We start from the raw sequence: 24,041 nt of genomic DNA, 5'->3' as shown, positions 1-24,041 counted from the left end.
AGAGATCTAAGGTCGGCGCGCGGGAAAAACCTTACGGGGTTACCGTGTAGTACACGCGCTTGCGCTTAGCCCCCTTGCTCTCCGTCTTCTGAAGCACCACCTCACCTACCTCGCAGGTGTTCTTCACGTGGGGTCCCCCGTCCGCCTGGATGTCGACGCCGGGGATCTCGACAACCCTAATCTCGTCGACCTCAGGTGGTAGGCGGCCGGCGAGCTTCACGATCCCGGGGATCTTCAGCGCCTCGTCCCTTTTCAGCCAGTAGACCTTCACTTCGATGCACCTCTTGAGGATGCTGTTAGTCTCGGACACGGCCTCCGCGAGCGCGGCCTTCCAGTCGACGACACCTGGCAGGTCGAAGTCGTCGCGGGCGCCCTCTGGCTGTATGTGCCCGCCAGTGACCATGGCCCCGTACTTGCTGTAAAGCACGGAGGCTAGGACGTGGCTAGCCGTGTGAAGCCTCATCATTCTGTACCTCCGCTCCCAGTCTATCACGCCCCTCACCCTGATGCCTGGCTCAAGGCCTGCCTGCTCTGCCACGATGTGCGCTACATCCCCGTTCTCCTCGACCGCTTGCACCACCTCGACCCTAAGCCCTGTTGGAAGCAACAGCCATCCCTTGTCCGTGTCCAGCCCGCCGCTGGGACCCGGGTGGAACGCTGTCTGATCGAGGAAGACCTTGTTTCCTTCAACCCTGGTGACCGTGGCCTCGAACTCCTTAAGGTAGCTGTCGACCTGGAAGAGCAGCTTCGGCATCAACTCCTCCCAGCGCGTAGGGGGCTTTTAACCGTTTCCTTATCTTTTTTGAATTACATCTTTCCAAGAACTCCTACTGCAACGATGCAACTTCTTGAAAACCCTGCACGGTTAAAATATCCTAAAAAGAGAGTTAGGGAGTTCAGTCCGCGGTAATCCGGCTCACCGATCGCCGGGGGGCAAGCTTAGTCATCATCACATCAAGGACCGGGTGGTGCTTGATAAAATCTTCTCCGCTCTAGGGCTCTCCTGACTATGTCCACCAGGATCAATGGGGATTCGGCGAGGATTACGAGCGAGGGCTCAAGGTTTGGTATGTCGTGGTAGTAGAACGCGGACCCCCAGGTCCCTGACTCTATGGCTTTGCTTACCGGGCACTCCGAGGCAAAGCTTGAGACGTCTACAGGGTTGATGCCGATGCCTCGCAGGGCTTCGAGGAACGCGGGGTCGGGTTTGACGTTAATAGCGGCTCGCATGTTGGGGTTTATCCTCGATGCCTCGATCAGCACCCTTGCCAGGTGCCTAGACGCCCCGAAGGTCGGCTTACCGCACACCCTAACCCCTCTCCTAGTCTTGATGAGCCTCCCATCGATCGCGGCCACGTCCTCAGGCTTCTCGGGTCTCGGCTTCGCGAAGGCTATGTTCGCCCCGACCTCCGGGATAAGCTGCTCGAAGCCTGGCAGAGCCATCAGGCTTCTCGCCGCGAGCTCGAGCTGCGCTAGCTCGAGGCTTCCCGGCGTGTAGGGGTTGTAGAGTTCCACCAGCGGCGAGGCAGGGGGCTCAAGGTAGCGGGTAGACTTGTACAACACTCCCACCCCAGGCCCCTTGACGGAGCCTATTTTCGAGCACGGAAGGCTCTTCTCACCGCACAGGGCCTCTAACTCCCGTGGGCTGTCGGTGAAGGCCAGTAAGACCCCGTAGCTCGGTGCGGTGAAGGGGTCCACCCATTCCGGGAGGCCCGGGTGGAGCTTGACGCCCTCCGGCTGCAACTCTATCTCCAGGCTGTAGTACAGGCTGACCTCGACGAGCGCGCCGAGCACGCCGCCCTCCGAGACGTCGTGCATGAACTTGACCTCAGAGGCTTCCTGAAGCTGGAGAGCGTAGTCCAGAGGGGTCATCTCCCTCAGCGGCACTCTACCGCCCAGAAGCCACGCCGCCTCTGCGCCCACTAACCCTATCGCGTAGACAGTGTCCCCTCCGGAGGGTGCCACTCGGTCCCGCACTTTCCTGCCTATCACCGTTGAGACCGCGAGGGGGTACTCGATGCCCTCGTAGCGGGCAGTGTGGCCTCCCACGAGCCTAACGCCGTACTTGCGGCACTCCTCCGCGAAACCCCTCACGACCGCCTCGACCTCCTCGTCGCTCGTACCCGGAGACATGGTGACTGTAAGCGTGGCGTAGAGTGGCTGTGCGTGCGCGACGGCAACGTTTGCAGCGGAGTAGTGGAATGCGAAGAAGCCTAAAGCCTCGCTGGGGACACCTACAGCCGGGTTGGTTGACACCACCAAGTCGCCCTCCATGGGGTTAGCGTCGAGACTTGGAGTAACACCCGCATGCTTGAGGATGCCGATGACCCTGTTAAGTGGTATTTTACCGACCTTCATCCCGTGAAAAAAGGCCGCGCAACAAGGTTGTATATTATTCGGTCCAGGGGAACGGGTAGCCTCTCTCCTTGAGCTTTTTGAGCTCCTCGGCCAGCTTCTTCTCGATCTCCTCGACCTTAACCGGAGGGGGATAGATCACTAGGGAGACACCGATAACCAGTAGGATTAGCAGGAATGAGCCCACCGTGGCGAGGGCTGTCAGCTTGAGGGTCAGCATGCTGACCTCCTCACCCGCGAAGAAGAGCGAGTACACGTACACGGCGCCTATGGTGACCGCCAGGACGGTGAGAAACGCCCCTACAAGCCTGTCCTTGTCCACCTTAGTCACCCCTCCATATCGAGGCGAAGTACTCCGTGTAGACCTGAGCGATCGCGGCGTCGTCGATGAGGACGCTCGCCTCGTGGTTCCGCATCATAGCCATGTAGCTCCAGTTGTGGGAGCCGACGATGACGTACCTACCGTCGACGATGACCAGCTTCGCGTGGGTCGTCCTGGACCTGGTGTCGTACCTCACCATCACGCCGTTGTCCAGGAGCCTGCGGTACGTGAGCTCGTTGGAGTCGACGCTGTTCTCAAGCACGACCTTGACGTCCACCCCTTTCTTCGCCTTGGAGATCAAAAGCTCCACGATCTTGGAGATCTCTTCCGTGTCGCTCTTGAACTCGAACATGGCGACGTAGATAGACTTGTTGGCTGACCCCAGCAGGCTGAGCAGGGTTGGGTAGTAGTCCCTGTCGTTTATCACACGCAACTTGACGCAAGACTGAGCGGCGGGGACCTCGGCGGTCGTGGGGGCCTGCGACCTGAGCCCGAAGTAGAACCCTGCTAGGAACGCGATGCCCACGAGCAGGAGCACCAGCACTAAAACCGAGCCTACAGATGCCCTGCGCATCCTCGTCCCTTTTGCACCTGCTTTACGAAGGATTTAACGCTTTCCGTTCAATCGAGACTAAGCTTTCCCTGGAACCTCTCCTTGAGCTTGAGAACAACCTCCCTGTGGACCTCCTGCACGGGCTTTCGGCCGTCGATCACAATGAACACCTCCTCGTAGTCTTTCGCGAGCTGTAGGTAACGTTCCCGAACTTTAACCATGAAGTCTGGATCCTCGAAGCGCGTGGTCTCCCCCCTCGCCTTGAGCCTCCGGTACGCCTCCTCGACTGGTATATCCAGTAGCACGACAACGTCCGGAAACCTAATGGATCTGTTTATCGCGAGGATGAACTCCTCTGGTAGGCCTCTAGCCACCTGGTAGGCTAGGCTGGCGAACAGGGACCTGTCGGAGATGATGATCTTTCCGGCCTCAAGGGACGGCAGGATGACCTCCTTCTGCAGTATTATCCTGTCGGCGGCGAACAGGTAGGCCTCGGCGTCGGGGTCCAGGTCGTGCTTGTAGAGAAAGTCCTTTATCGCCTTGACCCAAGGCTCTCGCACGAGGACGGCGTCGTAGCCCTTCCTTCTAATGTATTCGTAGAGCAGCACAGCCTGCGTCGTCTTACCGCTACCGTCGATGCCCTCGAAGACTATGTAAACCCCTCCCGGAGTCACGCGCCTCTGCGGGAGACTCGCAGGCTTCTTCTGGGCCTCGATTAGGCCGTGCTTAGGGCAGTAGTACTCGACTATCACCTCTCCGCTGAGCGTCATCGTGCGAACTACACGAGGTTTAACGTAGTCCCCGCACTGGGGGCAGAAAACCCTGTCTTTGACATCATCGGACATACTGTTGTGAAGGGTGCGAAAGGTAATTGTGATTTTCGCGTGCTCCTGTTGAGTATAACGATGTTACTTTGTAAAAAAACGTTTTTATACTCGTGACAGACGAATACTGCTGTGGATGAGCTGAGCCGGATAGTCTTCTGGGTTTGGAGGATAGGTGAGAGCGAGAAGAGCCTCGTCGAGATCTCGAAGAACGTGGAGAAAGCCAGGGAGGTTCTCGAGCTCCTGCAGAAGTACTCGCTCGTGGACGTGAAGAAAAAGGGTAGGATTTTCCTGGTCTCGCTCTCCGACAAGGGCTTTGGGGTTTACAAGAAGATAAGGGAGATAAGGGAAATCGTTGGGCTCGAGCCCGCAAGCCAGCCGCGGATCCAACCCGAGAGGGGCGTCGCAGAGCCCCAAGCTGAGGGTCTGGAGCCCGGAGGCCTGCCGTCGTTCCTGGTTGGGAACCCCTGGCTCGGCGTTCTGGCTAAAAGAGGCCGAGAGAGGCTGGGGCTATGAGCAAGCTCGTGGTTGTAGGCAGGGAGCAATTCTCTAGAGCCCACCTAAAGGTGTTCAGGGAGGCTGAGGTCCGCGCGATATTCGGCGAGGTCGCCGAGGAGGTGCTCCAGATGACGCGCGACGTGGTCGTGCTTTTCCCACCCCTTATAGTTCACGTTGAGCTCTGCGGTAAGAGCGCCTACCTCCCACCTGGAGTGAGCCTGGCGAGCGGGGCGTACTTGAAGGTCCCGGGAGGGCTGTACGTGCCCGAGCTACTAGACGGGGAGTTCCTCGAGTACCTTCTCTTCGACGTCCCCCGCAGCCTCGACGAGGCGAGGCGGCCTATCGTGGTAGAGGACATCGACCAGAGGTTTACGACGGATGTGCGCGAGGGGGTGCTCTACGCGCTCGACATCCTTTCGAGGATCTCTTCCACGTACCGCGTCCCCGTCCTCGTCCACGGTGACAGAGGGCTGGAGGAGCTCTGGGGCTTTGCGCGACGCTTCATATGCCTTGAAGGGGGGTTGTGCCTTCTAGACGACGAGCCCTTCTGCCGGGGTGAAGGGAGTGCATAGTATAGACGAGCTGGGAACTGTCGAGGGCATCGGTAAAGTAACCATAGCCAAGCTCAGGGCGCTCGGGCTCGAGCACGTGGAAGACGTGGTGCTCTTCAACCCCGAGGAGCTCGAGGAGCTCGCAGGGATCGACTTCGAGCGGGCGCTTCGGATTGTCCGAGCGGCTCGGCGGATAGTGGGATGGGAGACTAAGGCGTACTCGGGCAGGGAGTACGCCTCTGTGCTGCGCCAGCGCGACGTCCTCACCACGGGGGTCTCCTCTGTCGACAGCTTGCTTAACGGTGGGCTGGCTGTCTACGACATTTACGAGTTTGCGGGAGAGTTTGGTACGGGTAAGACGCAGCTCTGCCACCAGCTGGCGGTGACATCGCAATTGCCGCCGTCGCACGGGGGGCTCGGTGCCGGCGCGGTGTACATCGACACGGAGGGCACGTTTAGCCCCGAGAGGGTTGAGGCGATTGGGAAGAGGTTCGAGGTCGACGACCCCCTGTCAAACATATATGTGGTGAGGCCCTTGAGCGTCGACGAGCTTGAAGAGTTCGTCGTCAGGGGGCTTCCCAGGGTTCTGAAGTCGGGCGCGCGTGCCGTCGTGCTCGACAGCGTGATCGCGCTCTACAGGGCTCAGTTCCGGGGCAGGGAATGGCTGGCGATGAGGCAGCAGAGGATTAACTACATGCTGGACTGGCTGAAGAGGCTGTCGAGGCTCTACGGGCTCGTCACCGTCATAACTAACCAGGTCGTCAGCGTACCCAGCGCGTGGGGCGTGGCCGTGAAGCTGCCTGCCGGCGGCAACATAATAGCTCACGCGAGCACGCACAGGTTTCTTCTGAAGAAAGCCGGCGAGAACTTCCTCATAGAGGTTCTCGACAGCCCAAGGCTACCCAGGGGCGCGAGCGCGGAGTTCACAATCGCGGAGGACGGGCTTCACGATGCAAGGTAGCCTCGCTATCTCTCTGGTCAGAGCGGCGCTTGACAGGTTCGAGCGGGCGCGCACCACCGGTGAGCCCAAGTTCACGGTAAGCCTCGTCGCGCGGGCTTGGAGCCACGGGAGGGGTAGGGGGGCCGCGCACGGGAGAAGGGTGCACGAGAGGCTGTGGGGTGACTTGAGCCTGATCGGTCAGTCTGAGGCTGTCGCGACGCCCCTCCCGCTCGCGTGGAGGTTCCGGTTCGGCTGGGTGTACGGTGTGGCTGACCAGGTCCTGTTCGAGAGGGGGGTCCCGGTGAGGGTGGCTGAGGTTAAGAGCTACGACTCCTACGGGCTGAGCGAGCCCGTGCAGGCCAGCCTTTACGGCTTGCTCCTCGAGCTCAACTTCGGTGTGAGGCCGAACGTGGAGCTTGTTGGCAGAAGGGCTGTGGAGGTGGGCGGTTGGGAGGAGCTCGCGCTAGAGGCCCTTTCCATCTTCACCAGAAGGCTATCGAATAAAAACATTTCCAGCAATATTTAACATGAGTTTTAGTGAGGCTAAAGAGAGGTGGTGGGGCTGAGAAGCCTAGGTGTAGCGGTGGCGGGGCTCGGGCGGATAGGCAGAGTCCACTCGGAGATTCTGGCCTACAGAGTTGAGAAAGCTAGGCTGGTGGCTGTGATGGACGTTGTAGAGGAGCTTGCGAGGTCAACGGCTGAAAGGTTCAAGGTGAAAGCGTACACAGACTACGACTCCATGCTGAAAGACCCCGAGGTTGACGCCGTTTTCGTGACAACGCCGACCTACCTGCACCACGACATGATAGTCAAGGCGCTGGAAGCGGGGAAGCACGTCTTCACGGAGAAACCCATCACGGTTACAGCTGACGAAGCCGTCGACGTCGTCACTAGGGCTGATAGGGCCGGGCTCAAGCTGATGGTGGGGTACATGAGGCGCTTCGACGACGCATACTCGGAGGCAAAGCGCAGAATCGCGAGCGGCGAGATCGGGAAGCCCGTCGCCTTCCTGAACGTAGCCCGCGACCCTGGAGCGCCCCCAGGTTGGGCTCAGGACCCGAAGCTCAGCGGGGGGATTTTCCTGGACATGCTGAGCCACGACTTCGACATGGCTAGGTTCCTTATCGGGAGCGAGGTGAAGAGGGTTTACGTCTCCGGCGGGGCGGTTCTCTACGACGAGATCAAGGCTAAGGGAGACCTCGACCTGGTGAACGTGAGCTTCGAGTTCGAGAACGGCGTTTACGGCGTCGTGCACGGGAGCAGGAAGAGCGTCTTCGGCTACGACCTGAGGACAGAGGTGCTGGGCACCGAGGGAACTGTCTACGTGGGTAGCGCCGTGGACCCGAACCTAGCTGTCGGTGTAAAAAGCGGCGTGGTGCTGAGGGGTGTTCAGTGGTTCTGGGCGAGGTTCTACGAGGCCTACGTCCGGGAGGACCAAGCGTTCGTGGACTCGGTCTTGAACGACGCGCCGCCCCCCATAACGGGACTCGACGGCCTTAGGGTGGTCGAGGTCGCGGAGGCTTGCTGGAGGAGCATCCAGGAAGGCAGACCGGTCGAGGTGGTGAAGAGGCTCTAGTCTTCCCAGTACTTTCGTGTCCTAGTGTAGTTTGCTTCGGCTAAAAGCACGTTTTTCACCAGTGAGTCCACGTCCCTACTCTTCGAGAGTATCGCCTTTGCCGTGGAGGGGCCGACGCCGTGGCCGGCCAGCGCCAGGACGGCGAGGTAGCCGTAGGAGACGAAAAGCGAGGCGGTTTGGCGCGCTTTTTCTACGAACTTCTCCTCTTCGGGTGTAAGCTTAGCCCCCTTCCTCCACTTCTTGATCGCTTTCAAGTTCTCGGCTTCGTAGGGCCTAAGCACCGCGAGGGCCCGGGATCCGCACCTGGGGCACGCTTTAACGCTCTTCGCGTCGCCTACCCTGAGCTCCGCGCTCCACTCACTGCAGTGCATGCAGAAGAGCAGAACCTGCGTGTTCTCCAGCCTCTTCAGGACGGCTGTAACCACTGAGGATACGGGGAGGCCCGCTGAGACCACGCCCGTCTTGACGAAGGGCTTCTCGAAGATCAGCTGGGCGAGCGGGCTGAGCTCGGTTACGCTGAAGACGTGGACTTTTCTCTTACCCTCCCTTACGGATTCGACGAGCCTCTCCACGCCGCCAAGGTTGAAGTGCTCCACCATGCAGGAGTTTATGGCTTCGACGTCCACGGGTGTATCCTTAAGCTTCTTATTCAGGATGGACAGGTAGCCCGACTCGATCTTACCCTTTCCTCGGTCTATCACCCCCATCCGGGTGGCCACGTGTAGGAGCTCAAGCATGTAGGCGTTGCTCTCGCGGACAGCGTCCCTCAAGCGCTCCAGCGCCCATGGTAAACCATCACGTATGACAGCCTCGATCCTCTCGGGTGAGAGGTCTGAGGCAACGTATATGAGGACCCGGTATGGGTCTGAGTAGTAGCGCGCCGAGACGCCGTAGAACCCCCTAACAGCGTAGGCGAGGAGGAGTGCGAGGAGGTTATTCCCCTTCGTACCCAGGTACGTGTGGAGAACAGCGATTGTTTTCCCTCCCTGCCTCTGAACCTCGACCACGAGGTTGTGCTCTGTCGGGATAATACCCAGCTTTAGCTGCCTCTCGATGATTCCCTTCAGCTCTGCAGCTACGGAGCTCGGTATCCCGTACTTCGCGAGGAGCTCCTGATCCCTGCCCTTCGGCAAAAGCTCGGAGAGCCTTCTGTAGAGCGAGCCCACCTCCCTGGCGACCCGCCACTCGACCGGGAGCATTGTACCCGTCCACACCGGTGGTTCGCCGAGCTCTCCCGTGTACTCGGTCACGTAGACCTTGTTCCTCTCGATGTCCACGTCCTCTATCTTCCACGCCCTCCCCGCGAGGATTATCACCTTGTCGCGGTCTATCATCGATGCGAACGAGTAGTCTAGGTGCCCGATGCGCCTACGGGATGCGATGTCCTCTACGTCGAAGGATGGGTTGTCGGGTATCATCGACGCTGCGCTGTAGTAGTAGCTTATCGTCCGCCGTCCCATCCTCAGATTGTCGCCGTCGAGGCGGGCAATGCCGATAGAGTCCATGAACCTGAGAAGGTCGAGCAGTGTGCTGTAGCTGAGCTCCCTGTAGGGTTTAGCCCGGGTTACGATGGCATAGACCCAGTCGATGCGCACTTCGCGGAACTCGAGCAAGAGGCCTGCAATCTGGTGGGCTAGGACGTCGAGGGGGGAGGTGAACGTGTCCAGGGACTCCAGCTTCCCCTGAACGGCCCTGCGGGCTATTACAGCTGACTCGACAGCGTCCTCGACGCCTAGCGGGATTATGATCCCCTCGGACACCACGTCCAGCCTGTGCCCGGCACGCCCCACTCTCTGAACGAGCTTCACAGCCTGCCTCGGTGAGCCGAACTGGAAAACGAGCCTCGCGTAGCCGATGTCCACTCCCAGCTCTAAGCTCGACGTGGCAACTATGGCCTTCACCTTTCCCTGCTTAAAAAGGGCTTCAGCCTCCTCGCGCTCCTCCCTCGAAAGGCTCCCGTGGTGGACTCTGACGTCAAGGCCGAAATCTCTCGAGAGGATCCTCCCCAGCAGCTCAGCCGTATCCCTCGTGTTCGTGAAAACTATGACGCCCCCCTTCGAGGCCTCCTCGGCGATGAGCTTCACCCTCTCATAGAGCTCTGGTGGGATTGGGCTCGGAGCTCCCTCTTTCGGCTTGGCGATGTCGGCTATGGTTATCCGGTAGGTTTTCCTTTCACCCCACTCTACGACAGCCCCTCCGCGGCCCCCGCTGATGAAGTCCAGCGCGTCGTAGGGATCCCTCAGGGTGGCCGACAGCGCGATGACCTTTAAGCCCCTTGAAGCGAGCCTGAGCCTCTCCAGGGCCAGGGTTAGCTGCACCCCTCTCTTATCGTCGATCAGCTCGTGGAGCTCGTCTATGACGACCCAGCGAAGGTTCTGCAAGTAGCCGCGAAACCTTTTGTCCACGAGTATGAACTGGAGCGTCTCGGGGGTTGTGATCAAGAGGTGAGGGGGGTGCTCAGCTATCTTTCTGCGCTGAGACAGCGGCGTGTCGCCGTGGCGAATCTCGGCGGCAAACCCCAGCGACGTGAACAAGTCCCTCATCCTCAGGTTTATGTCCCTGTTGAGAGCCCTGAGGGGTGTTACGTAGAGAGCGTATATCGGCTGACCGCGCTCCTCGAGCAGCCCCTTGAGTATGGGCAGGATAGCCGCCTCCGTCTTGCCCGAGCCTGTAGGTGCTACGATTAGAAGGTTGCTGTGCGTGCTTAGCCTAAGCGCCTGGACCTGTATGTAGTTTAAGCTAGAATAACCCTCCTTTTCGAGAACCTCTAGGAGAGGTCGTGGGAGCTTACCTTCAAGCTCCCTCAAATTCACCGAGGCAAACTGCACTACATCTCCCGCATCCACTTGAAGCTCTCTATAAATATTCTTTGCCCGATCGGCCCAAAAAGGGAATAGAGGATCGTGCACGCCGCAGCGTTGCAGAGATACTTACACGAAGCCCCGCTGCTCTTAGGGATCGTCGAGGTGGCTGCTACCGTGCAGGCGCTGGGAACGGCTGTGGGGAACGAATAGAACAAATACCAGTGATTGTGAAGAAATACACGTCGAAGCAGAAGCGTGAACATGGCCATGGAAGACTTTGCTGTGCTCAAAAGTGAACTAGTAGAGTACATTAAAAGTAAGGGTAGCGTTTCCGCAAGGGAGGCCCTTGAGTGGGCCAAAGGAAGAGGGGTCAGCGAGCTCATCCTTTTCGTGCTAGTGCAGGAGCTCCTCGAGAGCGAGGACTTCCGGGGAGAGGGCGGTTTCGAGGTCATCGAGCCTGTGATACACCTTGAGATACCGGCCCGGATAGTATACGCAAAGAAGCCTCCGCAACCAGCTAAGCCAGCCACCTCTTTACCTTCTAAGAGGCCGAAAGAGACAAAGAGCGGTAGAAGAACCAAACCTAAGCCATCTCAAACGCTTCTGAAATTCCTGGAGAGCGGCGAGGAGAAGGAAAGGAAGAGCGAGGGGGTTCAGGGCGAGAGCTCTGAAGATGAGAGAAGCGAGGAGCCGGCTGAGCCTACCCCCCAAACACCCCTCGGAAGTGAGGCGAAGGAGGAGATAGGGGTGCCGTCGGAGGTTGAGAAGCTCAGCCAGGACCCAGACTTTTCGAAGGCCCTACGTTACCTGGGGAGGTACTGGAGCGTCGGGAGATTGAGGTTTCTGGAAGACATGGTCAGCGAGGGTGTTGAGCTGAGTAAGGCTGAGAAAATACTGATCGAGCTGAGGAGGTTAGGGCTCGTCGAGTTAACTGAGAATAACGTCATCAACGCTAGGGAGGAGCTTCGAAGGCTTTACGGTAAGCCTCAGACTCCAACCTCGCTTTACGACGTCTTCAAGAAAAAGTAGAGCTCTAGGCTACCTCTTGCCGGCCGGCACGTAAATTGGCACTCTGCTATTCTTATCAACAGTCACTAGAACTCCTCTGCTCTCGAGCTCCCTTAAGACCCTCTTAGCCCGGCTTAGTTTTAGCCCTAAGCGTGAGGCGAGCACATAGGGGGTAACGTACTTTAACCCTTTGATGTCCTTTATGACAGCTTCAAGGGAGACTTCGGTCAGCTCTCCAGTGGTTCCTGAGAGCTTCATCTGGGGTTTTTTGCCTCCTTCCTCCTTCTTCCCCTCAGCCTCCTTCTTCATTCTCTTTTCGAGCGCGCTGACTGTCGGCCTTTTCTTGCCGCCGCCCATAAGTACCCGCTGATTCAACTGCTTTTGAGTGTTTTAAACCTTTCCCTTAGACGTCGGTGACGCCCTCCTCGGATATAGCGAAAGCGGCCTCCTTCTCGGCGTGCTTGGGGCTATCGATTATCCTGGCGATCCTCTTACCCTCTTTGGCCTTGCGCAGCCATATCCTGTACGTGAAGCCGTGGGCCATGATGTTTCCGCCTGCGGGCCTGAGAGGATTGCCGAAGAAAATGTCTGGGGCCGCCATTACCTGGTTCGTCACGACTACGGCGAGGTTGTAGAGGCTCGCGAGCTTGTGAAGCTGGCTGATGTGCCGGTTAAGCTTCTGCTGACGTGAGGCCAGGTTCTCCCGGCCCGGGTACTCGGACCTGAAGTGGTTTATCAGGCTGTCGACTATTATCAGGCGGATGTTGTTCTTCTCAATGTACTTTTTCGCCTCGTCAACGAGCAGCATCTGGTGGTCGCTGTTGTACGCCCTCGCGTAGATTATGTTCTCGAGCGCCTTCTCGGGCTCCAAGCCCTTAGCCCTCGCGATCTGTATGATCCTCTCGGGCCTGAAGGTGCCCTCCGTGTCGATGTAAAGCGCCCTCGCGCTGAGACCCCCTTTCTCCTTTGGCAACTGCACCATCACACTCAGCTGGTGGCATATCTGCGTCTTCCCGGCTCCGAACTCGCCGATCAGCTCTGTGAGGCTCCCAACCTCAATCCCGCCCTCAAGCAGGTCGTCGAGGCTCTTAACCCCCGTGCTTATGTACTCGAGGTTTTTCCTCTTCTCGAAGAGCTCTTTCGCCGTGATGAACTCCTCCCCCCTGCTCACGAGCTTCTGGGCCGCCCTGATTATCGCCATGGCGCGCTCCTCCGAGCCGAGGATTATCGCCAGCTCGTGGGCAGACGCGAAGGCGAGATCCTTGACCGAGTAGTAGCCCGCCGCCCGGAGCTTCTGCGCGGTTATCCTACCCACTCCCTCGAGGTCCTCTAAACGGACCTCCTCACCCTCAACCTCCTCTGCTTCGCCCTCGAGAGCCTCGTCTTCCTGAAGTATGCTTCGTGTGATGTCATCGAGCATACTCTCATCTGGGGCAACCTCCTGGAACTCGGCCTCTTCGCTTACTTCGGGCTTGCTCTTAGCCTTCTTGGGCACAGCCACAACCCCCTGATTGGTGTAGCGCAACTAAAGTATTTAAAGGTTATCGACAATAACCGTGAAAGTAAAACAACGTTATACCATGTGTGACAACATTTAATTACCTGAGTGTTCATACACGGAGAGGGATATGACTGTGGAATACCCCGAGTCGAACTGCTTGGACGAGGCGCTTGAAACTCTGCTCGACAGGGTTGTCGAGCACGCGAGTAGAAGAGGGTTTAGGGCTTCAAAGGAGGGAGTGAAGAGCGGAATAGGGTTTAGCGTAGAGACACCTTACCTTGTAGCTGAGGGGATGGTGGCGCGTGGGATGCTGGACAGGGATGGTTGCCGGTTCAGCGTTTCCAGCACCGGAGACAGTTTCCTTCAGCGAACTGTGGAAATAGCCTTTCTCATCAGAGGCGAGTCACTCTTCCCTGAATTTGACAGGGGGAGGCTCATCGGGGCCGTAATCTACGCGCTCTATGATTGGAGCAACACGAAGCGGGGAGAGGAGATGCTTTTAGATGCATCGAGGGTATTGGAAACCCTGAAAAGGCTCAGGGAGGAGAACCCGGATGCGTTTAGGCTCGCCGCAGTCACCCTGCCTAGGCTGTACTACGAGGATTGCAGGTACACCCCCACCAAGCTACTGCAGGAAATCCTTGAGGTCACGAGGGGAAAGCAGTAAGATAAGCTTATCTGACCTTTCTAGCTGTAGCAGGAATGAGTCTGCTTGCTGCGGTTGAGAAGAGTGGAGTTCGAGGTTCTGAAGCGCTTGCCTCTGTGCAGGGACTACACGGATGTGGCCCGTAGCGCGGGGGTAAGCCTGCCTACTGTCCCCCGCGTCTTGGAGAGTATAAAGTCGAAGTTCCTGCTGAGGGCTTTCTTCGACTTCAGCGCCATGGGGTTTGCACTTGGACTTTTCAAGCTCAGGTTCAAGGAGGAGCTGATCCAGAAGCCTATACCCTTCGTTGTCGAGAAGATCCCTGTGCTCCAGGGTAAAGGCGAGCGGTCACTCTACATGCTGGCGCTATGCCCCGCTGGGAGGTGCGGCGAGGTCGCGGATATACTCAGATCAGATGAGAGCCATGTTTTGACTGGCAGGTTCCTTTGGAGGAGCGACGCCGTGGAGGGGGCTTCCCTAGACAAGGGTTACCTTAGGGTTAGCTTCAGCTCCGTGAAAAAAGCGATAGAGGGGGAGATAGTGCCCAGGATGGGGGCCCCTGTTCGGCGGGAGCCAGACCACGTGGATCTATGGATAATTGCGGAGCTTATGCGCGACCCTTTCGTCAAGCTCTCCCGGGAGTCGGCCAGAGCGGGGCTCAAGCAGCAGACAGCCAGCTACCACTACACTCAGCACGTTCGCCCCCTCCACCTCTACAACGCGCTTACACCTAGGTTTTACCAGCTAAACATCCCTGGAGTACTTCTGGAGCTGGACGTGGCCAAAGACGCCGCCGAGCAGGTAGCTTGGGGGCTCTCCCGACACCCCATGATCCGCGAAGCCCTTGCCTCAGATAGCGGGAAAGTCTACGTCCTATCCTACATGCAGGGAGGAGACTTGTACGAACTCTACCGCTTTCTAGAGAGCAGCAACATCGTTGAAGACTTCACACTAATCGGCGTCTTAACGCACAGGATCCTCGAGTACACAACACCCTTCGGCAACGCGCTTAAAGAAAACCCCTACAACCTCGAGATAATGTACGAGGCAATATACACGCCAAAGCGCCGAGCGTTAGAGTGGAGTCTCTACGAGATAGGGGAAGCTGAGCGCCAACGCTCGTGAGAAGGAAATCACGCGCACCGATCAAATCTAGAGCAACTGGGTGCGGTGGCAAGAAGACCCTGCGATGTAACTATGTAACGTGCTTCTTCCCGCCTAAGAACTGATGAAGCGCAACGCCTCAACCTGAGGGACGGGATCGGGGGGTTGCCAGAGCTGACTAGATCTACCAGTGTGTAAGTGGTCACCGAGCCACCAGTAGGAAAGCAGCGTATATTAGGAGCAGAGCAAGCCCGGTCAAGATCATGGCAAAAACGATGTGGCGGACGCTTTGCTGTGAAAGAATTCCCTGGTGAACGGATGGGCTAGAGTGCGCCACCCACTCCTCGTACTCCAGCTTCGCGAATGGAGAGGCTCGAGCACTACCTTTTTCTTCGTCTTTCTCCACGTCCTAAAGCAACTGCGACCCACTATATTAAAGGTTCTACTGCCCCCACTGCAGGAAAACTTATCATCACCGTTACGCGAGTTTTTAGCGTGTACGAGATCAGGTGCAGGAGGTGCGGCGCCCCCCTAACTGCAGACCCCGAGTCCCTCATTGACATCTGTGACTACTGCGGCTACCCCAACATAGTCGGCGGCGACTTCGACCCCGGTTCGGTGTACGTTCTGCCGACTCTCCCCAGAAGCTCCATAGAAGACAGATTCTACGACATCGCGAGGCACGACCCCCAGCTGTCCAGCTTCAGGGACATAGAGGTGCTTGAGGTATACGGAGCCTACTTCCCAGCGTGGTACGCGAGCCTCAAGGGCAGGGTAACGGCGTCCTGGCAGGTCACGCGCTACGAGCAGAGGGGGAAAGAAGTGATTGCCAGGAAGGTGTATCTTAAGGAGATCACTCCAGTGGCTAGGAGAGCCTTCCTACCAGCGAGGCGCAGAGTCCCGTCGTCTGCCATTAGGGATGTGCTGGCCAGCTATACTGTTAAGGGTGGGAAAGCCGTGTCCATAGCGCAGGAGGATTTCGACTGGGAGAAAATCAAGCTGGAGTTCTTGGGCGTGGAGATAGGCAGGGGTGAGGCGACGCGAATAATGGTGGACAAGCTGATTGACGCGTTGAGGAGCGAGTACAGGGCCCGAGGCGAGAGGCTCGACTACTTCAGCGCGAGAGTCGACGAGGTGGAGGGAATGAGGCTAGTGTACGTACCTGTGTGGAGCGTGACGTACACTGCTGGAGGAGCCACCTACACCGCCGTTTTCGACGGGCACGACGGGACTTGTATCTACAGGGCTGAGCCTCTGACCGCAACCGAGAGGCTCATCCGGATGATCGGAGGCTTAGCGCTTTCAGCTTTAGCTGGACCCATATTCGCGGCTACGGCTTCGGTAGCAGGCTTCGAAACGTCGCTATTACTGCTCGGAGGCTCAGCTCTGGCCGCCTACATCATCGGCATGAGCATCGTTGAGAGCGCACGGGTGGAGAGAGCATGAGCCAGACGGTCGAGGTCGAGTGCCCGAGGTGTGGAGCGAGGTTCAGCGCTCCACCCAACGCCTCGACAGCCACCTGCCCTTACTGCTTCACGATATTCTCCCCAAGAGAGAGGGTCAGGGCGGAGGAGACCCAGTTTTACTTCCCGCTCAACAACTCCCTGGAACCCTTTGAGAGGCTCGTTTTGTTCATCGCTAGGCAGTACGCTGTCCCTAGGGAGCTTCCCAAGGAGTTTTCGGTCTCCAGGAGGGAGCTCCACTGGGTGCCCGTTCACTTCTTCTTCGCCGACTTCAAAGCGGAGGCTAGGGGCTTCAGCCAAGTGTTCGGCGAGGCCACGTCCGAGATAACGGAGACGGGGCTGGTGTCGGTACCCGCTTCCGGCACATGGCTCGACAGAGAGCTCGAGCACTACCCCTTCCCGGTCAGGGGGAAGCTACCCTTCAACCCCGAGATCAAGGATAAGGGTATTTTCCACGAGCCGCGAGTTTCCAGGGAAGAGGCTGGGAAGACGGCCGAGGCGGCGGTCAAGGCGAAGATTAGGCTCGAAGCCCAGGAGAGCTTTAGCTCGCTTCACGCGCTGACCGTGACTAAGGGAGAGGTGGAGTACAGGGGTCTCGTCTACTACCCGATATGGGTTTTGGAGTACACGTTTCGCGGCGAAAGGTTCCAAGCGCTAGTGGACGGGGCGAGCGGCATCGTTATAAAAACCCAGTATCCGCAGACGGCTCGCGGAAGGCTCACCCTCGGGGCTTACTCGCTGCTGGCGATACTATTCGGGTTAGCCGGTGGCGCGGCATACGCGCAGTTCCTCGGAGGCGGCTTCCTTGCGATCGCCGGCGGGCTCGTGGTCGGCGTAGCCTCAGCCATCGCCCCCTTGTCCCGATCCGCGACCCGCGTCGCGACGGCTAGCGAGTACGTGGAGCTCCAGTGAGCGGGGAATGACGTACGTTAGGCCCTTCGATCCCTGGCGCGCGACCAGCCTCTGCACTTGCCCCTTCAAGTACACCGTCAACCCCTACACCGGGTGCTCCCACGGGTGCCTCTACTGCTACGCCTCGTCCTACATCAAGGATTTCTTCAAACCAAGGCCCAAGGAGAACTACCTCGACGTCGTCCGGAGGGACCTGCGCAGGATCCGGGAAGGCTCCATAGTCAACATAAGCAGTAGCAGCGATCCCTATCAGCCGCTAGAAGGGAAGTACATGTACACGCGCCGCACCCTTGAGATGCTCAGCGGGAGGTTCACAGCAGAGGTCGTCACCAAGTCGGACCTCGTAGTCCGGGACGTTGACCTGCTGTCAGGCATGAGCTCGGTAGTCTCAATAACCATCACAACACTTGACTCGAGCCTTGCGCAGCGACTGGAGCCCGGCGCCCCTTCACCCCAGCGCAGGGTGAAGGCGGTCGAGCTTCTCTCGCGCGAGGGGGTACCGGTTGTTGTGAGGCTTGACCCCCTAATCCCCGGGCTGAACGACAGCCCCGAGAGCATAGCAGAGGTCGTCGATGCGGCAGCGTCTGCGGGGGCGAGGCATGTTGTCAGCTCGACGTACAAAGTGAAGCCGGATAACCTCAGGAGAATGACCGAGGCGTTCCCCGAGATCATCCCCAGGCTACGGGATCTTTACTTCGAGAAAGGGGAGAGGCTTCACGGCTACCTCTACGCCGAGAAAACCTACAGGAGAGAGGTGCTGGCAACCGTGAAATCCGAGGCGGAGAGAAGGGGGCTGACCTTCGCAACTTGCCGGGAGGGCCTCGCAGACCTCAACACGCCCGGTGTGAGCTGCGACGGAACGCACCTAGCAGGACTCCGGTTCCACTCCTCCCAACCTCCCGGTTCGCACAGTTCCCCCCGCGGAACCCTGTAAACCTGCATCTTACTCGGGGATGCGAGCGACTAGAAAGACTCCGGGGGTCTGGGTGTTGTCAGGCTGGCTTCGACTCCGCTATCTTCTTTTTTATCTCTCTTAGGGTGTATAGGAGGACTCCTAGCCTTGTGTCTTTGCTGAAGAGGACTGCCATGTAGCCTAGATCCCCGAGCTTGATGTAGATGATGCCTGAGCCGTCCGGGGCGTTGACGGTGATCCACTCCGCCTCCCCCTTCCCGAGCTCAGTGCTAGCCCTGTTGCCCACCTCGCTCAGCACAGCCGTGAGCGCCGCCACCTTCTCCTCCAGCTCCTTGTCAGCTATACTGCTCAGCAAGGGCAACCCATCACTAGTAGCAACAACAAACCCCTCAAACCCGGCAACCCTAGTAACAGGCTCGACGAGCCTCCTGATAGCTTCGATGTCCGAGCTCACCCACGCCTCACCTCCTCGTAACCCGTATGATGGTCACGCCGTCCTTGACCTCAGCCGTCGCGTGGGTCTTCGCACCTATGAGCTTGGCGAAGCCCCCCGCGAGCACACCCCTCATGAAGTTGTTAGACGGCTCGCTTCCACCCTTCAAGGCGGACTCGACCTCGAAGTCGTTCGTGATCTTTACGGTGAGCCTTCCCTCCTCGAAGTTCGCCTCCAGAATCTCCACAACACCCCACCCTGTTAGGCACGAGCTAAGTGCTGCAACGAACTGCGGTATCAGCCCCCTTGGCATGCCGAGCTTCAAATGCCTTTCAGCGATCACCTCCCCGTAGCCGTAGCCGAACCAGTAGATAAACTCCCTTGCCAGCTTCTCCCCCATGAAGCCAGCCGTCGTTTTAATCATATGTTCTGGAAAAGCTGATACATCCATTAAGATCCACCTTCTACCCATCAGCTCAATCCTACCGTCACCGCTGACAAGCGATTTTTCAAGAGGGACGTTGAACTTCCTAAGGAGCTCCTTATAGCGATTCACCAACTCCTCCGTCATTTTAACACCCTCCTTAGCAGTCTCTCCCTAATCATAAATAAGATGTATAGAATCTAGATGATACATGGGGGTCGTCTTAAACCCGGCTCAACATTTCTCTTCTGGGCAAGGCCGGGTCAAGTCATTCCCCGGTTATAGAGCAAAGATTGTTTGGGGTTAAAGTTTTCTACTTAAAGGGGCTTCTTAGGCTCGTACGGCTTCCAGCCCAGCTTCTGGCGGAACTCGTTGATGAGCTCTACGGACTTCTCCTTCTCCTCTTTAGGCATCTTGGACGATTTTAGGACGGCCATATAGAGGGCGTAAAGCCTTGCGTTGATGGTCGCCTTGGAGACGCCGAAGTTTAGGTCTTCCTCGAGCTCCTTCAAGATGCCCTTGACCTCCTTGGAGGAGGATAGGCCGGGAGGCCCTACGTCTTTAACCTCTCTGCCGAGGTATAGGTGGCCCTTCTCCACGACGACTGCTTTCCCGTCTTCAAAGGTTATCCTGCCCTTCGCTACCCTGTCGTAGAAGGTCCAAGCCTCGTACGCATGCGGCGCCATCTCCTTCAACCGCTGGAGGACGAACCTCCTGATCTCGGCTGTTGTTGCGCCGTCCTTTATCCTCTCCTCTGCCTCACGGGCGATCTCGTGCGCGACCTCCTCGGGGGCACCGGCGGCGAGGCACGATTCGTATATTTTACTTGCGGAGAACTCCTCCACTCTACCGTCGTGCTTTACAACCTTTTTCGCCACGACGTTACTCTCGCTGAACTCTGTTTTATTAGTTTCGCCTATCAGCGAAGGCTTTTTGAGCTTTTCAATATAAAGTGAGGATGTTTAGGAGCCTTGCTTCAGCCCCTGGTGGATCAATAACTGCTGAGCCCTTGAGGCGATTGCGCCAGGCGTAGCTTCACCACAATTAGAGCCTGCTAAAGCCGGGTGGGATCGAGGCGGTCTAGAAGCCTCTCTAAGGTGGAGCGCTTAACAGCCTCCAGCTGCTCCTTCCTAGATGGCTCGAGGACGACTTTCCCGTCGACGAGGACGTAAACGATGTTCGCAGTGCTTAGAGAAAGGAGAAGCCTCTCGGGGTCAACTCCCTTGAAACGAGCAAGCTCAGAGGCTACGAGTACCATGTCTGCTACAGAGCCTTCCTCGATCACGCCGCCCTCGACGCTGAGCGCCGAGTATCCCCCGCGGGTGGCGATGCTCATGGCACCGAGGGTTGTGAGGCCCCTTTCCCAGAACAGCTCCCTTTGAAGAATGAGGAAAGCGCGCGTGACGTCGAGCATGTCCAGGGTCTGGCCAATCAGTGGTGTCTCAGAGCAGAGGCCTGCAGTAACCCCGTTCGATGCGAGCTCCCGCACCGGCAGCATTCCCCCGCTGGAAGTTAGCGCGTCAGCCATCGGGGCGTAGACTACTCGTGCCCCCCTCTCGCCGACAAGGCGTAGCTCCCAGCTCGACGCCCAGCCAGGGTTTACTAGAACGGTTCTGGGGGTCAGTAAGCCTAGAGAGTCCAGGAGCTCGATCGGGAATCTTCCGTACTTTGTCTTCGCGGCGTAGAGCTGCGACCTGTCGTTCGCGACGTGCAGGAAAATCAGGGCCTGCTGAGAGCTTGCGACTCGCTCCCGGATCTCCTCCGAGTGCTCGACTGCCTCCTCGAGACTGCCAAGCACTACACCACCCTTCCATCCACTGAGCGTGCCCCACGGGACAGCGGAGATTACCTTCACCCCCACCTCCCCCGCAATCCTCTGTAGCAGGTCGGGATGAGCTGTGGTGTCGGCTACTAGCGTGGTGCCGCTCTCGAGTGCTTGGATCAACGCGAGGCGGAGAGCTAGCTCCGCGACTTCCCGTTGCGGCGCATCCTCGTGGTGCCTTTCCCAGGTTGGCGCTGGGGTTTTTGGCGGAGCGTACATGTGCGAGAGGTGAGTGTGGGCGTTCGCCAAGCCGGGCAAGGCTACAAGGCCCTGGCAGTCGATTTCCTCGCCACCCCCTAAGCCAGTCCCGATGCCAGATACTCTCCCGCGCTCAACCGCTATGTCGACGTCGTGCAGGAGGCCTCCCGACGAGACGGCGTAGGAGCACTTTTTAAAAACCAGGGTCATCGCGGTTCACCGAACCTTAGCGACCCTGAGAAGTGCTTCTTGAAGAACGGCGAAGCTGTCAGCTCTACGTACTTAACCCTCTTGGCGACTTGCTCTGCCTCCTCGACGGCTTCCTCCGAAACGAGCATCATCCTAGCCCCCTCCACGGCCGTGTTGCCCACCTGCTTAATCGCGGACTCGTCCAGCTCAGGCAGAAGCCCTATGCGAACAGCGCTCCGCAGGTTTATACTGTAGCCGAACGAGCCGGCGATGTAGAGCCTCTTGAGTGAGCTGGCCTCGAGCCCGGCGTGCTCTAGGAGAGCGAGCACCCCGCTCATCACGGCGGCTTTGGCGAGCCTAACCTCGCTTATGTCCTTCTCGCTGATCGTTATCGCTTCCCCAAGCCCGCTCTCCTCCTCATCCACGAGGACGTACTCGTACCACCCCCCTTCCTTTGCCCTCCTGATCCTCCGGCTACCGGAGCTCCTGTTGAAAAAGCCCCTCTCGGTGAGCAGGCCGCTGTCGAGGAGGGAGGCGACCGCGTCTATGATCGCTGACCCGGCCAGTCCCATCGGCCTCGCGTCCCCTATCACCCTGTAGTGTACCGCATCGCCTTCGATCGAAACGGAGGAAATGGCGCCAACCATCGCCTTCATCCCGTACTTAATGTGCCCGCCCTCGAACGCGGGTCCAGAGGGCGTTGAGCAGGCGAGGAGCTCGCTTCCCGTGTTGAGCAGTATCTCTGTGTTCGTGCCGATGTCGATCAGCATGGACGGCCCGTCTTCGAGGTGCAGGCCGACGGCTATGACATCCGCGAGGGCGTCGCTGCCGACGTACCCCGCGATGAGCGGCGGGAAGTACGCGGCTCTGACGTTGGTGAGCCCTATGAGCCTGCCAGGCGCCTCGATTGGCTGCGAGGTGGAGGGCACGAACGGGGAGAAGCTCAAGCCGGTAACGTCTATTCCTAAGAGGAGGTGGTGCATGACCGTGTTCCCCACGATGACGGCCCCATCCACATCGCCTCGACCCGCGGCAGATTCCAGGAGGGCCGCCTTCACGAGGTTGTCCACGGCTCCCGCGGCTAGGCGCCGCATGTCCTCGAGGTTTTCAGGCCTATCCAGAGCCGCGCGAAGCCTGGAAACTATATCGTCCCCGTACACGAGCTGAGGGTTTTCGCTGAAAACCTCCCCTATGCTTCTCCCGCTGTTCAAGTCGACGAGGTGGACTACGATCTTTGTCGTCCCGACATCGACCGCGACGCCGAGGTTCTCGGAGGATGCGTCCCCGGGCTCAACCCGCGTTACTCTGCGATTCCTCCAGATCGTGACCGTGACCTCCCATGAGCCGCGCCGCAGCGCTGCGGGTAGCTCCCTCAAGGCGTCCAGGTCTAGCTCCAAGCCAGCCACCCCGAGGGCTCTAGCCAGCGAGTCGGCGTCGGGCAAAGGGTTCTCGAGGCTAGGAGGCTTCACGGCCACGCGCCTCTTTTTCGATAGCGGCGACAGCTTAACGCTCCTGGCGAAGCCGGAGCTGGCCACGCTCAAAGCCCCGGGGCGAGACTCAGGGGGTAGGAGCAAGCGTACCGGACCACTAACCTTGGTCTGACAGGCGAGCCTGTACCCTCTCGACAGGAGCTCTGCGCCAAGGAGCCGTTTCTCAGCCTCAGTTGCCGGGGTTACGCTCCCGCCTCTCAGTATCACCCTGCACCTGCCGCAGATCCCGCGGCCCCCGCACTCGGTTCTGAAAGGTATACCCGCTCTCTTGAGGGTATCGTAGAGCCTCTCGCCTTCCTGGGCTTCAACTCTGATGTTGTACGGCTCCACCACTACCTCGACCACTCGCGAGCACCTCTCTTTTCGAGCAGCTCGACCCTCGTTATGTTGAAAACCCAATTGTACTCAGAGACCTTGACGGGATAGCCCTCCACACGCATCTCCTTCCGGAAGAGGGGGGCATCCACGACTAGCGTCTCGGCCTCGCCGCCCTCGAACGCCGGGTTGAATCCGTGCACGCGGGACGAGCTTATGATAGCCTCAACGTCCTCCTGCCCCAGCTCCCTACCGAGGAGACCGGGGTCTAGGCCCTTCGCGGACAGCGAAGTCAGTATGAATCGGAAGCCTTGCCTCACGAGCTCGCGCATGTACTCCTCTTGGTTCTTCCGCCACAGGGGGTTGAACACCTCGAGACCCTGCTCCTCTGCTACGAGAGAGATGCGGAGGCGCTGGTAGTCTGAGCTCAGCGCGCCGGTGACCAGCGCGGTACAGCCGTGCGCCTCCCTAGCGGCTGTCAGCGCCCTCTTCAGCGCATCGAGGTCGCTCTCCGGTCCCTGCTCGTAGAAAACTTGTGGCAGGCCTAATGCTTCGGCCTGAAGCTTCGTCAGCTCAACGTAGGGCACGTGGAACATCATCGAGTCCTCCGAGCGGGGCTTGACGGTGATGAGGCACCCGAAACTGAACCCCTTGAGGAGCGCCCAGTGCAGAGCGTAGGTGCTGTCTTTGCCCCCCGAGAAGAGCGCGCAGACGCGCCTAGGCGAGCTCTCTCCTGAGAAGGGACGCAACTCTCTCACCCTCCTCCCTGTCCAGCTCCCTGCGGCCGAGGTGCGGCACACCATAAGGGATAACGTGCACGTGAGCGTGCATTATCTCCTGGCCTGCCTCCCTCCCATTGTTCATGACGATCCTCACCCCCTTCGCTCCGAGGGCCTTCAGCTGGGCTGCCGCGACCTTTTTGGCGAGCACGAAGGCTCTAGCAGCCGCCTCCTCGGGCATGTCGAAGATGTTCGTGTAGTGCTTCTTCGGCGCGACTAGCGCGTGGCCCAGCGTTAAGGGGTACTTGTCTAGGAAGACTATGAACTCCTCGTTCTCGTACACCGTCACGGCGTCCCTCTCGTGTCGGGCAATGCCGCAGAACACGCAGTAGGTCTGCACAGGTGAGGTTTTGCCGGAGACTGCTAATAAAGCTATGCCGAGGAGGCCAAAACGGGACCCAGGAAAGGGTTTTTAGGCCCCGAA

General features: G+C 58.7%; 27 protein-coding genes. 11 read left to right on the top strand and 16 right to left on the bottom strand.

Annotated features, from left to right (window positions below):
* Nucleotides 1-31: 31 nt before the first annotated feature.
* The 5 genes from alaXM to tmk form a co-directional block, all read right to left on the bottom strand.
* Nucleotides 32-754 carry an alanyl-tRNA editing protein AlaXM gene (gene alaXM, locus MOV14_RS08030; protein ID WP_318536807.1) on the bottom strand — a complete coding sequence of 241 codons (723 nt, stop codon included), beginning with the start codon at nucleotides 752-754 and terminating at the stop codon, nucleotides 32-34.
* A gap of 200 nt (nucleotides 755-954) precedes the next feature.
* Nucleotides 955-2,358, bottom strand: a complete 1,404-nt coding sequence (locus MOV14_RS08025) for a thiamine-phosphate synthase family protein (protein ID WP_318536806.1) — start codon at nucleotides 2,356-2,358, stop codon at nucleotides 955-957.
* Between the two features lie 34 nt (nucleotides 2,359-2,392).
* Nucleotides 2,393-2,677, bottom strand: coding sequence for a transcriptional regulator (locus MOV14_RS08020; protein WP_318536805.1), 285 nt, complete (start codon nucleotides 2,675-2,677; stop codon nucleotides 2,393-2,395).
* Between the two features lies 1 nt (nucleotide 2,678).
* Nucleotides 2,679-3,251, bottom strand: coding sequence for a phospholipase D-like domain-containing protein (locus MOV14_RS08015; RefSeq protein WP_318536804.1), 573 nt, complete (start codon nucleotides 3,249-3,251; stop codon nucleotides 2,679-2,681).
* 47 nt (nucleotides 3,252-3,298) lie between these two features.
* Nucleotides 3,299-4,075, bottom strand: a complete 777-nt coding sequence (gene tmk / locus MOV14_RS08010; protein ID WP_318536803.1) for a dTMP kinase — start codon at nucleotides 4,073-4,075, stop codon at nucleotides 3,299-3,301.
* Between the two features lie 111 nt (nucleotides 4,076-4,186).
* On the opposite strand from tmk, the gene MOV14_RS08005 reads away from it, so the two are divergent.
* From MOV14_RS08005 to MOV14_RS07985, 5 genes are read left to right on the top strand one after another with little or no spacing between them, the layout of a single operon-like run.
* Nucleotides 4,187-4,570, top strand: coding sequence for a hypothetical protein (locus tag MOV14_RS08005; RefSeq protein ID WP_318536802.1), 384 nt, complete (start codon nucleotides 4,187-4,189; stop codon nucleotides 4,568-4,570).
* Nucleotides 4,567-5,124: a hypothetical protein gene (locus MOV14_RS08000; RefSeq protein ID WP_318536801.1), complete on the top strand. Its 558-nt coding sequence runs from the start codon at nucleotides 4,567-4,569 to the stop codon at nucleotides 5,122-5,124. The genes MOV14_RS08005 and MOV14_RS08000 overlap by 4 nt, the downstream gene beginning before the upstream one ends.
* Nucleotides 5,117-6,064 carry a DNA repair and recombination protein RadA gene (radA, locus tag MOV14_RS07995; RefSeq protein ID WP_318536800.1) on the top strand — a complete coding sequence of 316 codons (948 nt, stop codon included), beginning with the start codon at nucleotides 5,117-5,119 and terminating at the stop codon, nucleotides 6,062-6,064. The genes MOV14_RS08000 and radA (MOV14_RS07995) overlap by 8 nt, the downstream gene beginning before the upstream one ends.
* Nucleotides 6,054-6,569 carry a hypothetical protein gene (locus MOV14_RS07990; protein ID WP_318536799.1) on the top strand — a complete coding sequence of 172 codons (516 nt, stop codon included), beginning with the start codon at nucleotides 6,054-6,056 and terminating at the stop codon, nucleotides 6,567-6,569. Before radA (MOV14_RS07995) ends, MOV14_RS07990 begins: the two co-directional genes overlap by 11 nt.
* A 30-nt stretch (nucleotides 6,570-6,599) precedes the next feature.
* Nucleotides 6,600-7,619: a Gfo/Idh/MocA family oxidoreductase gene (locus tag MOV14_RS07985; RefSeq protein ID WP_318536798.1), complete on the top strand. Its 1,020-nt coding sequence runs from the start codon at nucleotides 6,600-6,602 to the stop codon at nucleotides 7,617-7,619.
* Here the strand turns inward: MOV14_RS07985 and MOV14_RS07980 are convergent.
* Nucleotides 7,616-10,465, bottom strand: a complete 2,850-nt coding sequence (locus tag MOV14_RS07980; protein ID WP_318536797.1) for a DEAD/DEAH box helicase — start codon at nucleotides 10,463-10,465, stop codon at nucleotides 7,616-7,618. The genes MOV14_RS07985 and MOV14_RS07980 overlap by 4 nt on opposite strands.
* Nucleotides 10,466-10,684: 219 nt before the next feature.
* Here MOV14_RS07980 and MOV14_RS07975 point away from each other — a divergent pair, with 219 nt between their 5' ends.
* A complete protein-coding gene (locus tag MOV14_RS07975; RefSeq protein WP_318536796.1) occupies nucleotides 10,685-11,452 on the top strand; it encodes a hypothetical protein in 768 nt (255 codons plus the stop codon).
* Between the two features lie 9 nt (nucleotides 11,453-11,461).
* Here MOV14_RS07975 and MOV14_RS07970 read toward each other — a convergent pair whose 3' ends face one another.
* Nucleotides 11,462-11,788, bottom strand: coding sequence for a 30S ribosomal protein S25e (locus tag MOV14_RS07970; RefSeq protein WP_318536795.1), 327 nt, complete (start codon nucleotides 11,786-11,788; stop codon nucleotides 11,462-11,464).
* Nucleotides 11,789-11,834: 46 nt separating this feature from the next.
* On the bottom strand, nucleotides 11,835-12,851 hold the full coding sequence (gene radA / locus MOV14_RS07965) for a DNA repair and recombination protein RadA (protein WP_442786706.1): 1,017 nt from the start codon (nucleotides 12,849-12,851) through the stop codon (nucleotides 11,835-11,837).
* Between the two features lie 208 nt (nucleotides 12,852-13,059).
* On the opposite strand from radA (MOV14_RS07965), the gene MOV14_RS07960 reads away from it, so the two are divergent.
* Both MOV14_RS07960 and MOV14_RS07955 read left to right on the top strand, forming a co-directional pair.
* On the top strand, nucleotides 13,060-13,599 hold the full coding sequence (locus MOV14_RS07960) for a hypothetical protein (protein WP_318536793.1): 540 nt from the start codon (nucleotides 13,060-13,062) through the stop codon (nucleotides 13,597-13,599).
* A gap of 63 nt (nucleotides 13,600-13,662) precedes the next feature.
* Nucleotides 13,663-14,700, top strand: a complete 1,038-nt coding sequence (locus MOV14_RS07955) for a hypothetical protein (protein ID WP_318536792.1) — start codon at nucleotides 13,663-13,665, stop codon at nucleotides 14,698-14,700.
* Between the two features lie 181 nt (nucleotides 14,701-14,881).
* Here MOV14_RS07955 and MOV14_RS07950 read toward each other — a convergent pair whose 3' ends face one another.
* Nucleotides 14,882-15,085, bottom strand: coding sequence for a hypothetical protein (locus MOV14_RS07950; RefSeq protein ID WP_318536791.1), 204 nt, complete (start codon nucleotides 15,083-15,085; stop codon nucleotides 14,882-14,884).
* Between the two features lie 89 nt (nucleotides 15,086-15,174).
* Here MOV14_RS07950 and MOV14_RS07945 point away from each other — a divergent pair, with 89 nt between their 5' ends.
* The 3 genes from MOV14_RS07945 to MOV14_RS07935 are packed head-to-tail and all read left to right on the top strand — an operon-like array spanning nucleotide 15,175 to nucleotide 17,988.
* Nucleotides 15,175-16,125, top strand: coding sequence for a hypothetical protein (locus MOV14_RS07945; RefSeq protein WP_318536790.1), 951 nt, complete (start codon nucleotides 15,175-15,177; stop codon nucleotides 16,123-16,125).
* Entirely contained in the window at nucleotides 16,122-17,054 is a 933-nt protein-coding gene (locus MOV14_RS07940) for a zinc-ribbon domain-containing protein (RefSeq protein WP_318536789.1), read from the top strand. The genes MOV14_RS07945 and MOV14_RS07940 overlap by 4 nt, the downstream gene beginning before the upstream one ends.
* Nucleotides 17,055-17,061: 7 nt before the next feature.
* Nucleotides 17,062-17,988: an SPL family radical SAM protein gene (locus tag MOV14_RS07935; protein ID WP_318536788.1), complete on the top strand. Its 927-nt coding sequence runs from the start codon at nucleotides 17,062-17,064 to the stop codon at nucleotides 17,986-17,988.
* 58 nt (nucleotides 17,989-18,046) lie between these two features.
* Here the strand turns inward: MOV14_RS07935 and MOV14_RS07930 are convergent, their stop codons facing one another.
* The 7 genes from MOV14_RS07930 to MOV14_RS07900 all read right to left on the bottom strand — a co-directional run bounded on the left by MOV14_RS07930 (nucleotide 18,047) and on the right by MOV14_RS07900 (nucleotide 23,957).
* Nucleotides 18,047-18,421, bottom strand: coding sequence for a roadblock/LC7 domain-containing protein (locus MOV14_RS07930; protein WP_318536787.1), 375 nt, complete (start codon nucleotides 18,419-18,421; stop codon nucleotides 18,047-18,049).
* Between the two features lie 7 nt (nucleotides 18,422-18,428).
* A complete protein-coding gene (locus MOV14_RS07925) occupies nucleotides 18,429-18,971 on the bottom strand; it encodes a hypothetical protein (RefSeq protein ID WP_318536786.1) in 543 nt (180 codons plus the stop codon).
* A gap of 170 nt (nucleotides 18,972-19,141) precedes the next feature.
* Nucleotides 19,142-19,702, bottom strand: coding sequence for an ATP cone domain-containing protein (locus MOV14_RS07920; RefSeq protein WP_318536785.1), 561 nt, complete (start codon nucleotides 19,700-19,702; stop codon nucleotides 19,142-19,144).
* Between the two features lie 176 nt (nucleotides 19,703-19,878).
* On the bottom strand, nucleotides 19,879-21,054 hold the full coding sequence (locus MOV14_RS07915; RefSeq protein ID WP_318536784.1) for an amidohydrolase family protein: 1,176 nt from the start codon (nucleotides 21,052-21,054) through the stop codon (nucleotides 19,879-19,881).
* Nucleotides 21,051-22,868 carry an ASKHA domain-containing protein gene (locus MOV14_RS07910; RefSeq protein WP_318536783.1) on the bottom strand — a complete coding sequence of 606 codons (1,818 nt, stop codon included), beginning with the start codon at nucleotides 22,866-22,868 and terminating at the stop codon, nucleotides 21,051-21,053. Before MOV14_RS07910 ends, MOV14_RS07915 begins: the two co-directional genes overlap by 4 nt.
* The gene (locus MOV14_RS07905) at nucleotides 22,856-23,587 is read right to left on the bottom strand and encodes a diphthine--ammonia ligase (protein ID WP_318536782.1); all 732 of its coding nucleotides are present in this window, start codon (nucleotides 23,585-23,587) and stop codon (nucleotides 22,856-22,858) included. Before MOV14_RS07905 ends, MOV14_RS07910 begins: the two co-directional genes overlap by 13 nt.
* Nucleotides 23,556-23,957 carry an HIT family protein gene (locus MOV14_RS07900; protein ID WP_318536781.1) on the bottom strand — a complete coding sequence of 134 codons (402 nt, stop codon included), beginning with the start codon at nucleotides 23,955-23,957 and terminating at the stop codon, nucleotides 23,556-23,558. Before MOV14_RS07900 ends, MOV14_RS07905 begins: the two co-directional genes overlap by 32 nt.
* Nucleotides 23,958-24,041 lie beyond the last annotated feature (84 nt).

It is taken from the genome of Infirmifilum sp. NZ (assembly GCF_022693705.1).
GTDB lineage: Archaea > Thermoproteota > Thermoprotei > Thermofilales > Thermofilaceae > Thermofilum.
This window is presented reverse-complemented; position numbering and strand designations above follow the sequence as displayed.